The sequence below is a fragment of the Pseudochryseolinea flava genome (assembly GCF_003286915.1).
Taxonomy (GTDB): Bacteria; Bacteroidota; Bacteroidia; order Cytophagales; family Cyclobacteriaceae; genus Ohtaekwangia; species Ohtaekwangia flava.
This window is the reverse complement of sequence record NZ_QMFY01000008.1, coordinates 79,384-91,418: the sequence shown is the minus strand read 5'-3', so window position 1 is coordinate 91,418 and position 12,035 is coordinate 79,384. Positions and strand designations below refer to the sequence as shown.

Annotated in this window: 9 protein-coding genes; 1 reads left to right on the top strand and 8 read right to left on the bottom strand. The window is 42.9% G+C overall.

Annotated elements, in window-relative coordinates; translation table 11 throughout:
• The first annotated feature begins 1 nt into the window (after position 1).
• Positions 2 to 1,423, top strand: a complete 1,422-nt coding sequence (locus tag DQQ10_RS15885; protein WP_112747876.1) for a tagaturonate reductase — start codon at positions 2 to 4, stop codon at positions 1,421 to 1,423.
• 170 nt (positions 1,424 to 1,593) lie between these two features.
• On the opposite strand, the gene DQQ10_RS15880 is transcribed toward DQQ10_RS15885, so the two are convergent.
• From DQQ10_RS15880 to DQQ10_RS15845, 8 genes are read right to left on the bottom strand one after another with little or no spacing between them, the layout of a single operon-like run.
• Entirely contained in the window at positions 1,594 to 4,455 is a 2,862-nt protein-coding gene (locus DQQ10_RS15880; protein WP_112747875.1) for a PAS domain S-box protein, read from the bottom strand.
• A gap of 54 nt (positions 4,456 to 4,509) precedes the next feature.
• Positions 4,510 to 5,592, bottom strand: a complete 1,083-nt coding sequence (locus tag DQQ10_RS15875) for a protein-glutamate methylesterase/protein-glutamine glutaminase (RefSeq protein WP_112747874.1) — start codon at positions 5,590 to 5,592, stop codon at positions 4,510 to 4,512.
• 10 nt (positions 5,593 to 5,602) lie between these two features.
• Positions 5,603 to 6,463 (bottom strand): CheR family methyltransferase, encoded by an 861-nt coding sequence (locus DQQ10_RS15870; protein ID WP_112747873.1) that lies wholly within the window; start codon positions 6,461 to 6,463, stop codon positions 5,603 to 5,605.
• A 10-nt stretch (positions 6,464 to 6,473) separates the two neighbouring features.
• Positions 6,474 to 8,480 (bottom strand): chemotaxis protein CheA, encoded by a 2,007-nt coding sequence (locus tag DQQ10_RS15865; protein ID WP_112747872.1) that lies wholly within the window; start codon positions 8,478 to 8,480, stop codon positions 6,474 to 6,476.
• A 1-nt stretch (position 8,481) separates the two neighbouring features.
• Complete coding sequence (locus DQQ10_RS15860; protein ID WP_112747871.1) at positions 8,482 to 8,847, bottom strand: response regulator; 366 nt, start codon at positions 8,845 to 8,847, stop codon at positions 8,482 to 8,484.
• A 30-nt stretch (positions 8,848 to 8,877) separates the two neighbouring features.
• Positions 8,878 to 9,333, bottom strand: coding sequence for a chemotaxis protein CheW (locus DQQ10_RS15855; protein WP_112747870.1), 456 nt, complete (start codon positions 9,331 to 9,333; stop codon positions 8,878 to 8,880).
• Positions 9,334 to 9,344: 11 nt separating this feature from the next.
• On the bottom strand, positions 9,345 to 11,558 hold the full coding sequence (locus DQQ10_RS15850; protein WP_112747869.1) for a methyl-accepting chemotaxis protein: 2,214 nt from the start codon (positions 11,556 to 11,558) through the stop codon (positions 9,345 to 9,347).
• Between the two features lie 11 nt (positions 11,559 to 11,569).
• The gene (locus DQQ10_RS15845) at positions 11,570 to 11,959 is read right to left on the bottom strand and encodes a response regulator (RefSeq protein ID WP_112747868.1); all 390 of its coding nucleotides are present in this window, start codon (positions 11,957 to 11,959) and stop codon (positions 11,570 to 11,572) included.
• Positions 11,960 to 12,035 lie beyond the last annotated feature (76 nt).

Sequence of the window (12,035 nt, the reverse complement as noted above, 5' to 3'; positions counted from 1 at the left end):
TATGGCGTTAAAAAAATTGAATCGTCAATCGGTCGTTACAAAAGAACGGCCGATAAGAGTTTTGCAGTTCGGAGAAGGGAATTTTTTACGTGCCTTTGCCGATTGGATGATCGATATCCTCAATGAAAAAACTGAGTTCAACGGCGACATACAAGTAATTCAACCACGTGCCCATAGTGCGCAGAAGGGCAAGCTCGTGAACGAACAAGATGGTCTATATCATGTCGTCATCAAGGGTATTCGCCAGGGAAAGCCAGTGAAAGAAACAAGGCTCATCACATGCCTTCGTGAAGTGATAAATGCGTACGAGGATCAAACAACTTTCTTTCAAACTGCCACAAACCCTACACTTCGGTTTGTTATATCAAATACCACAGAAGCCGGAATCTGCTTCAAAGATGAAGGATACGACAACAACCATGTAGCCGAAACGTTTCCTGGAAAGCTCACACAATGGCTGTATCAACGTTACAATTTCTTTCAAGGCGACCCTTCAAAAGGATTGATACTACTCCCTTGTGAATTGCTCGAACGTAATGGCGACGCCCTGAAGGATACCATTCTGCAATACATTGCGCACTGGAATCTACCCGATTCATTCCGACAATGGCTACTGAACGAGAATACATTTTGTAATTCTTTGGTGGATCGTATTGTACCTGGATTTCCGCAAGATTCAATTGCCGAAATTGAGACGGAAACAGGTTATGATGACAAACTCGTAGTGATGGCTGAGCCATTCTACGTGTGGGTAATTGAAGCAAATCAAAAACTTAAAGACGAACTACCTGCACAAGCTGCTGGACTGAACGTAAAATTGGTAAACGACTTAGTTTCGTATCGCACACAGAAAGTCCGAATTCTCAATGGCGCACATACGGTAATGGTTCCGGTAGCGTATCTGCGCGGAATGCGCACCGTCGGCGAAGTCATGCAAGACCAAGCCATGTGCTCGTTTGTTGAATCGGTCATCCAAGATGAAATCATTCCATCGCTACATCTACCCGATGAAGACCTACAGCAATTTGCCAGTGATGTGAAAGATCGGTTTGCCAATCCATTCATTCGCCATGAGCTTGCAAGCATCGCTCTAAATTCAATATCGAAATTTAAAGTACGCGTCGTTCCATCCATTCTTGAATACCATCAGCGCCAACATCAACTTCCTAAAAAGCTCGTTCATGCTTTTGGCGCACTTATTTGTTTTTACCGCGGATCCTGGAACGGCGAATCGTTGCCGTTGAATGACGACCCTGCAGCGATCAAATTCTTCGCTGAACAGTGGAAAACAAACGATCCAACCAGTATCGCTAATGCAACGTTGAAACGCGCAGATTTGTGGGGACAGGACTTATCAGAAATCCCAGGGCTTACATCGCAACTCGCTCAAGAAATAGAATTCTTGCTTAAAAGATCGCAGTAGCAAGCCTACGAGCGACACTTCAAAAATTTAAGTTGTCGAATCGTAAAACTTTTCACCAATAATCCTGTTTTCTAATTGCTCGCATTGCCTGCGCAATCAGGTGATGTAGGTTAAAGCCAACTAGTAGACTGGGGCAAGTCAATCGACTTGCCCTATTTATTTTAGTTGCCCTATGCGATGTTAATTCCAATGCGCACGCGGGTGCCTGAAGGGCGTTGATCATCATATAAGTCCTCAACCTGCAGCGACACATTATGTTGTTCGTTGATAAGTCTCAGTCTTTCTTCCGTGAGTTTAATCCCCATCGATTTATGCGACGGAAAATTCTTTTGACGAAGTTTTATGGCGGCATCTCGCCCGATACCATCGTCTTCAATTTCAAATATCAGTATGTCGTTGTCTTCACTCACACGAACCGTTAATGTTCCCTGTTCTACTTTATTGTATAGTCCATGTAAAATTGCATTTTCCACATAGGGTTGAATCAATAGCGACGGAATTTCAATACCGTCTTGATCAACATTAGGATCAACTTCCAACACAAAATGAAATTTATCTTCAAATCGCGTCATCTCCAATTGAATATAATTCTTCAGCATTTCGAGTTCATCCGAAAGACGAATTTTATTACTGACAGAATGATTCAACACACCACGAACCAACTTAGAAAATGTCGACAAATAGTTAATGGCATTAAGCTTATCATTTTTAGTAATAAAGAATTGAATAGAATTCAACACATTAAAAACAAAATGGGGATTCATTACCGAACGTAATGCCATGAGCTTAAGCTCACCAATTTTCTGTTGCGCTTCCAACAATTCCCGATCTCGTGCTTTACGTTCTGTAATATTATCTGCGAACACGCTAACGCCAACAACTTTCTTATTCTCGATAATAGGACTCAATGAGTATTTCAAATCGCGACCGAAGCGATTTTCTTCAAGGGTAACAATTTCACCTGCGAGTGCACGAAGGTATATTTCTTGCCATTTCTTCGTCATCGCGTGAGCCTCGGGAGTATCTTGCCGTCCGAAAACGCGTGCGCCGGTTTCAACGATCAAGCCATACGTTTCAAGTATATATTCCGCGAAAGGTCGATTGAATGTAATCAACTTAAACTCACGATCAACAGACCAAATTAATATTTCCGTATTGTTTATCGTCGCATTCAAATTTGCTTGCGATAGCATCAGCTCTTCCTGCGCAATTTTCTTCTCTGTGATATTCTCAATCTGCGAAACAAAATATAAAGGATTGCCTTGAGAATCCTTGATCAGGGATACGTTTAGATTCACCCAAACGAGCGATCCATTTTTGTGTAGATATCGTTTCTCAACACGGTAAGTTTCGATCTCTCCTGCCCTGGCCTGTTGCAAGAATTTTAAATCATTATAGAGATCTTCAGGATAGGTGATTTCCTGAAAGGACAAATTCAACAGCTCATCAAGTTCATATCCTGTAATATCGCAAAGTTCACGATTAACCTTAATCCACTTTCCTTCCAACGAAACCAGCGCCATTCCGACACCAGAGAACTCAAAAGCACTCCGAAAGCGCGCCTCACTGATTTCAACTTGGCGCTGAACTTTCCTTAGTTCGGTGACGTCGCGCACAATGGCCATAATCGCATCTTCATCAAACTTCTTAACATTTGCTTCCACCTCAAGACGCGATCCATTCTTATGAAGCATTTGGCGATTAGAAAAAACATGTTCACCATCGGAAATCCTATTGAAGTTGAACGATGATTTTGAAGTCTCGTCTTCTGCAATCAGATCGACAATATTAAGTCGCAGTATCTCTGCTTTACTGTAGCCGAACATCTTACACAAGCTAGCATTTGCATCTGTCAGGTTCCCCTTAAAATCGGTGACCAGGATTGCATCTGAGGCTTGTTCAAATAGCGAGTAATATCTTTTTTCGCTTACGCGAATTCTTTCTTCCGCTTCCTTGTAAAAAGTTACATCGTGACAAATACCCCGCGCACCGGTAATGGTGTTGTTTTCAATTATCGGATAACCATAGACGCGTAGCCATTTCGTGTAGCCCAACGGCGTGGTCGTACGAACAGTCAAATCATACGTCTGGCCATTCGTCAGTAAGGTCTTGTTGGCCATGTCTAATAATTCGCCCTCACGCTCCCACAAACGCTGATACAAATTCTCAGCGTTAACATTAAAACTACGATCGAGGCCGAACATGTTATACATTTCATCGGACCAGAACAACGAGCGTGTAACCAGATTATATTCCCAGCTTCCGATCTTTGCAATGCGCTGCGACTGATTTAAAATAAATTCGCGCTCCGTAAGTTGTTCAAGATTTAACGACAACTGTTGATTTAATTGATGAACTTCATCAGCAGCTTGTTTTTGAATGAATTCGCTTTTATTGGCAAGCTCGGCGATCAGTGATTCGTTAAGTCGTTCATTTCGCTCCACCAGCATCTTGAGAAAAAAAGCACCCGCGGCTAAAATCGAAAATGCAATAATCGTCCTCACATTATTGAAGTAGTATGTAGATTCTGCAAGACCGGAACTTCCATACCCAACATCAAACAACGTTAATATCGGATCATAAAATACAAGCACACACACTGGCAACGCGAGGGCGAGTAATAACTTTCTATCACGAAGATCGAAGACTAGAAAAGGCAACAATGAAAACGATAACATTAAGAATCTTAACCCAACGTAAGTCGACGTCTCGTACATTGGTGCGTAATGTAGTGCTTCAATGGTAGCATACAGTTGATACAGGGTTGGGATCCACGATATAGCGATGCGGCTGAGTGCCGTAAATCCGAGATAATTAAAAAGTATGGGCGAGAGCAGTAGAATAATACCAAAGAACAAAGTTACGGCAAGATCCCAATGGAAAGTGGCAAAAAGAGAGCGGCCAATGATCATGCTCACAGATGCAAATGCTGTGATGAGTGCAATATAATTTGCAAGAATGATGTTGCGCCTATCGAGTTTCGAAGTTGCAAAGCGGGCTCCACTTGATGTAATCGAATACAACAATGACATTCCCTAAGATCGTAAATTACTTGACTTGCGCGTACAAAATGCTGCGTTAAAAATTTAAACAACAGCGACGCCAATCCGTTCGCAGACCTCTTTCGAGATTTCTTGAAGTGGCAGCACTTTCGAAACACCGCCAGCAAGAAGGGCTTTTTGCGGCATACCAAAGACCACACACGAGTTTTCGTCTTGCGCAATGGTATAAGCACCTTTTTGATGCATCGCCAACATTCCCGTCGCACCATCGTCGCCCATGCCTGTCATGATAACACCTACAGCATGTTTACCCTTTGCTTCAGCAACAGAATGAAACAATACATTCACGGATGGGCGATGTCGGTTTACCAATTCACCCTGAAATGTTTTGATGTAAAATTTACCTTGATGGCCGCGCACTGTCATATGATGGCTTCCTGGCGCAACGTATACGGTACCCGCCAAAATAGCCTCACCATCTTCGGCTTCCTTTACACGCAAAGCACAAAGTTCATCGAGACGTTTTGCAAAACTCGCCGTAAATTTCTCCGGCATATGTTGCACGATTAAAATCGGAGGCATATTTGCTGGCAATACTTCTAGGAATTCACGAACGGCTTCTGTCCCACCCGTTGATGCGCCTATAACAATGATTGACTGAGACGAAAACTGGACGGGTGCTAAACGTGTCACCGGCTTTTGTTCCGCCGGTCGCGGTGTTGCTCTTACAAAAGGAAGTGGAACTTCCGGTTTACGCGTTGTCTTCTTGGCGTAGTAGGCAGACCTCACTTTATCGACTAAACGAATTCGCGATTCTTCAATCTCCACGGCATTCGATAATCCCGGTTTCGTCATTACGTCAACAGCACCTATCTCCAATGCCCGAAGGGCAACATCCGCACCTTTCAGCGTTTGATCCGAAATCACCACAACAGGCATCGGCGCCTGCGTCATAATTTTTTTAAGAAATGTAAGCCCATCCATGCGTGGCATCTCGATATCCAATGTAATCACGTCTGGCTTTTCCTTTTGGATTTTTTGCACAGCAATGTAGGGATCACCCGCTGTTCCAATCACTTCTATTCCTGGATCAGTCTCTAGGAGTGACCGATACGTCTGTCGGACAATGGCGGAGTCATCAACTATCAAAACTTTAATCGTACTCATGCAGCGTATATTATATTTTCTGATAGATGGTTGGTTGAATACTTTTCAAAGGCAGATTAGTACCAAGCGCTGTTTCGGAATGACCTAAAAACAAATAGCCACCAGGTCTTAAACGTTCTACCATTCGCTCAAGGACTTCACTTCGCGTCTTCGCATCGAAGTAAATAATCACGTTCCTACAAAAGATAAAATCAAACGTATTCGGGAGATTGTAGTGCTTCTTGTTTAAGTTCAAGACCCCCAAACGAATCTTCGCTACAACTTCACGATTACTAAAATTTATCATCGGTCCGTGTGCCGTCATTTGGTTATTAAAGTACTTCGTCTTCAAGTTATCAGGAATATTCTCTGATTCAATAATGGAATATAATCCCTTAGCCGCCTTTTTCAAAGAAGGAACCGACACGTCGGTACCCGTAATGCGAAAATCCAAATGCGGCATTGTTGCTCGTTTCTCATTCAATACCATCCCTAACGTGTAAACTTCTTCGCCCGTCGAACAGCCCGCACTCCAGATATTGACAACGTGATTTACACCGACCTTTTGCGTGTAGTCAGGAAGTAATTTCGTAAGATAATCAAACTGATATGCCTCCCGAAAGAAAAACGTTTTATGCGTCGTGATTTGCTCGACGAATAACTGATACTCGTGGTGCGCCTCCTTCGATTTAAATACATAATCCAGATACTCTGTAATCGAATCAAACTTCAAGGAGTTCAATCGGCTGATCAACCGAGACTCCAACAGAATGCGTTTTTCGGGCGGTACACGTAGTCCATACTTTGACGATAAATACTTTGCTAGAAATGCAAACTGTTCATCGCTGATCTTGCGGTGTGATGGAAGGGCCTCACTCATCTGTGACATCATCGCGTTTATGTTATTGATTTAACTTCAGCGCGTTCAAGATGAGCGCCATACTACCATCTCCCAAAATGGATGCACCTGAGAAACAATTTACATCTTGCAAAATATTATTCAATGGTTTGTATACGGTCTGCAGTTTCCCTACAATGTTATCTACCACCACGGCCATTCGTGTATCATTTTTATTAATAATGATCACAGTTCCTTCCGCTGGATATGAGTCGTCTCCAAAATACTCGCGCAATGAAACGAATGGCAACAGCTGCCCTTCATAATTCACTTGACGACTTTTCTTCGCAAACAATTTGGTATACGTTTCCTGGTAGCAAAACTCGACTTCACTGATCGGTATCAAATATTTGCTTTCATTTACATTCACAACAAGTGTATCCAGCACAGTGAGCGTCAATGGTAGTCGCAGTGTAAAAATAGATCCTAAACCTTTCTCGGTACTCACTTCAATATCGCCGCGAATGGCCGCAATTTCCTTCTTCACCACATCCATGCCTACGCCTCTTCCGCTCACCGTTGTGACTTTGTCAGCAGTCGAAAAGCCAGGACTCATCATTACGTTTAGCAACTCCTTCTCGGAATACTGTTGGCCTTTATTTAACAGCCCCTTTTCGATTCCCTTCGCTTTGATCTTGTCGAAATCAATACCATTGCCGTCATCTTGCAATTGAATGAACACATGGTCACCACTGTTGTACGAATAGAATTTCAATAATCCTTTACGGGGTTTATTCCGGCGTTCACGCTCTTCGGGCTTCTCGATACCGTGATCAATAGCATTGCGAATGATGTGCATCAAAGGTGCTTCCAGCGCGTTGATCATACTTCGATCCAGCTCTGTATCCAGTCCTTCGGTAATGAATTCAATTTCTTTACCCAAGTCCTTTGAAACACTACGGATCAATCGCTGAAGCTTTACATTGAGGATATTCAACGGGACAAGGCGAATATTAAAAGCAGAATCGCGCAGCTTTAAGGTTAGACTTTCTAACTTCTCAATTGCTTCAGCAATCTCAGGACGTTGGTTGTTGCCCATCAGATGTTGTATCTCTGATCTAAAGATTACTAACTCACTCACGATATTAATGAGTTGATCCAACTTTTGCGTAGACACACTTACATGCCCACCACGTTTTGATTTCTTTATGGTTGTTGTTTGCTGCTCTTCTTCGTCGGCATCATCCACAGAAACTGCGTCGTCGGTCTTCGCATCATCCCGCACAACCGATGGCTCCGCTAACGCGGATAACGTCGGGATTAACTGTCTGGCCATACGCTCACGCGCATCAATCATCTCCGGTGACAATGCGATAAAAGCTTTATACTCCGCCGATGAAAACAAATCGATGCTGGTAATAGCCAGAACAACGTATTCAGCTTCCTTCATGAATAGAAAGACTTCTTTGACCTCGTCTAAACTTTTTGTGGACGCCAGAATAATTTCAAACCATGACGTAATACGCTTCTCAGAAAGCTGCCGTTCAAAAGGCACTGTTTCATTGTGAATCATAAATTCACACACACCGAGTTCCTGAATATCATCAAGAACACCTTGAAAATTGATACCCCGTTTGTAGATATTTTCATCAGGACGAAGAATGACTACATAACCATTTACAACCTCGGCACCTCTCCCACCTTTACCGGAAGCCGCAGTACCTTTGATTGTCGCAATGCTTTCAATAATTTTCTCCGACTCCCGAACTACATCTTTGCCATCCAACAGGTCGCGCAATATATCGACCGCATGCAGTGTAAGGTCTAGCATGAAATCATCTTGTTGACGAATACCGTCACGGACATCAGAGAATAAATCTTCTAATTCATGAGACAGTCTTTCGACATGATCATAGCCAAACATGCCTGCACTTCCTTTTATGGTATGCAAGTATCGGTACACATTGTTGACTTGATCAGGGTCAGGTGACTTTTCGAGCTCCAGTAATGAATGCTCAAGGCTTTTCAGCACCTGTTTCGCTTCCTCGATATATTCCTGTTGGAAATCCATATTAGCGGAGGGCTTTTTTGACGATCTTGACAAACTCTGTCGTATCGAAAGGTTTTTTTACAATCGCGGTAATATTCCCATCGATCGCTTGTTGAATCTTCTCTTGACGAACCTCTGTAGTCAGCAGCAAAATCGGCAAGTAAGAATACGAATCGATCGCACGAACTTTTTGAATAAGTTCGGCGCCGTTCATATTAGGCATATTAAAATCTGTAATTAGCAGGTCGATTGTTCTTCCATCGAATAGGTTCACTGCTTCCGCGCCATCCGAAGCCTCCATCACCACATATCCTTCCTTTGCCAGGGTGCTTACGATGATCTTTCTGGAAACGTTAAAGTCTTCTGCTACTACTATACTCTTGCTCATGTTCTTTATATTAAGAATGGGTTGATAACTTTACACTAGGGTGGCCAACTCTTTTTCAAACACCTTCGTTGCGTTCAGAATCATATAAAAATCTTCTTCGATCTTATACATTCCGTCGAGCGTTTGTGTATTGAATCCCATCTTGTCCAAAACGGGTGGTAATACTTTTGATTCGTTGATGGTAACGACGTCGAGTACTTCATCGATCAATACACCAACATCAATCGAATCATCTTCGTGGTGTACTTGCAGAATGATCACCTTCGTGCGTTTGTCAATCGTGGTAGCCCCAAGCTCAATCTTCTTCCCTAAATCAACAACTGGAATCACGTTTCCCTCCAAGCTTAGTGCGCCAGCAATAAAGTCAGGCGACTTTGGCACCTTCATCAACTTTTCAAGGTTGATCACACGCAAAACATTCTCAACATCTATTCCGAACAACTCTTTGTTCAGTGAGAATAACAGACAAGGCATTTGGGTCCTCATGGCGCGTTCTATTATTTAGATGAAGTATCGGACTCGTCGCTCTTGTCGCTCTGTGACTTATCCGGAATCGGTTCGAAGTCACCATCATAATCATCGAGCTGAATTGCCGGGCCACCTTGCGAATCTTCGTCCTGCACAACAAACGATCTAACACGTGACGACGGTTTCGAACTCGATGCAGAAGAAACTTTCTCAGAACTCTTCGGTGCGCTGTAGCCATTCTCGCTACCATGACCATTACCATTCGATCCTTTCTCGGTCTCGTCAAGAATAGATTTGAGTTGTTCGATCTGACTGATGATTCGCTCGCGCTGATAGGTGACTTCCCCTTTTTTATCAAGCTTGAAGAACGATACCGTAGACTTCAACTTACCCGACTGCACATTGAAGTTTGTCGACGCCGAAGCAAGTTCCTCAGACGATGATGCGTTTTGCTGCGTTACTTGGTTGAGTTGGGCCAATGCTGCGTTAATCTGTTCTGCACCAGAACGCTGCTCAGCGCTTGACGAAGAGATTTCTCTCACCAAATTGAATGATTTTTGAACATCAGGAGCGAGTTCATCCAACAAGTGTCCAGAATTCTCGGCTTCGCGAATGGTTGCTTTCGATAGCTCGATGATCTCCACTGCAGACTTCTGACTTCTTTCTGCAAGCTTACGTACTTCGTTGGCTACTACCGCAAAACCTTTTCCATGTTCACCAGCGCGAGCTGCTTCCACTGCGGCATTAATAGCCAGAAGGTTTGTCTTATCAGCAATCTCGTTAATGATCTCAATCTTTTCAGTGATATCACGAATTGATTGGAAAGTGGCGCCAGTTGCATTTCTTACCAGCTTCATTTTCTCTGCTGCTTCCTTCGTCATATGCTCGGCTTGCGTAGCGTTATCAGCATTCTGATTTATGTTGCTCACCATCTGCTCGACTGACGATGAAATTTCTTCCAACGAACTTGCTTGTTCTGTAGCACCTTGCGCCACAATCTGCGAACTCTTACTAATCTCATACGAACCAAAAGCAATCTCCTCTGCACCTTTCGTGATGTCTAACACTATTTCATTAAGCTTCTTGATCATATTCTTGAGCGCGTTGTCCAACTCGCCATCTTTCAGGTTCGTTTTAGCTGCTTGTTGTGCACTCCAAATTTTTCCTTTGGAAACCAAATCGGCTACTTCAACACTGTCCTTCAAGCTCGCGATCAAATCGTTCACCGATTGTTGCGTCTCGCCAAGTTCATCATCACTCTTAATTTCCAATGGTTCTGGAATTATTCCTTCTGAAAGTTTAACCGCTGCAGATCTTACATGTAGGATACTATCGGTAAGTTTCTTCGAGAACTGAATTGCCAATACGATACCTAAAATCAGTTCAATTAAAAAGACGAGTGCAAAAGTCCACGCCGTTTGAAAAGTGATCTCTTGTGTTCGTGTCTCAACGGTATTTTCTAGTTTAGATAGAATTGGTTCGATGCGATAAATAGCGGCGCGCATTTCTCCCATATACCCTTCTTCCTCCGACATCCCTATCGTTTGTTCTGCTTTCACCACGTCATTAAAGCTGCTCTCATACACCGCCAGTTTATCCAGAATACTTTGTACGTGTGCACCTTTACCTAAGCTCGCGCGTAAATCTTTAAGCTCCGCATTGAATTTATCGACGTACGAAAGGTCTTTACGTAAAAAGAAATCTTTCTCATTTCGGCGAAGCGTCAGTAAGCTCACAAGATCAATCTTATAGTCTGAGTTTTCTACTTCACGTATCGCAGCGCGAAGTTTCCCTTCATCACCATAGTTTTCAAAACCGCGTTTTAATGACGCCGCAACAATCTTGTCGAACACGACATGGTAATCAGAGAGCGCTTTATTCAATGCTACGAGGTCTTCTCTGATATCAAGTTTGTCCGACCATTTACTTTCCAGCAATAACGCAATGAGAGAATCTTCTTCATGCAACATGTTATCGATGTCTGTTGCATACTTGCTTTTGCCAGTAGCCATAAACTCTTTATTCCGCGTATCGCGCGAAAGAAAATCTTTTTCAGACTTACGCATTTTGAGTGCTAACTCATTGATGCTTTTGAAATCTTTCTCTATTGCCCTAATCTGCATGATGCGATTGATGGAGTAATAGCCCCAGCCGGCAAGAACACTGGAAAGAAAAAGCACAACTCCAAATGCGAGAAGAAGCTTGCCCTTGATCTTTTTTAAATTAAATAAGGTGAAGTTCATAGGGTGACAATTTATGGTTTGATGGTTTTAAGACTCAATGCATTTTCTATTTCAGAGAAGAAAGTCTCTGCACGATAGGGTTTCTTGATCCACGCCGTTAAACCAGATTCGCGTGCGGCTTTCATTTTTTCTACGCTTAACTCCGCCGTCAGAAATATCACAGGAACCTGTGCAACACTTACATTACTCTTTATCTTCTTCAACAGATCATATCCTGTACAATCCGGCATATTGTAATCTGTGAGAACAAGATTCACCGTGTCTGCATTTGCGATAAGTACGTTATATGCCTCATCGCCATTCGCAGCGCCAAGTGTCCGATACCCTTTCCGCTCTAACATCTCACAAACGAAGTGGCGAATACTTGTGAAATCATCAACAACGAGAATAGTTTTTTTCATGCAAGCGTACCATGGTGGTTATGCATTCGAAATTATAGTGAGTGCTCAGACAATGACAGGGCAAATGATTAGGTGG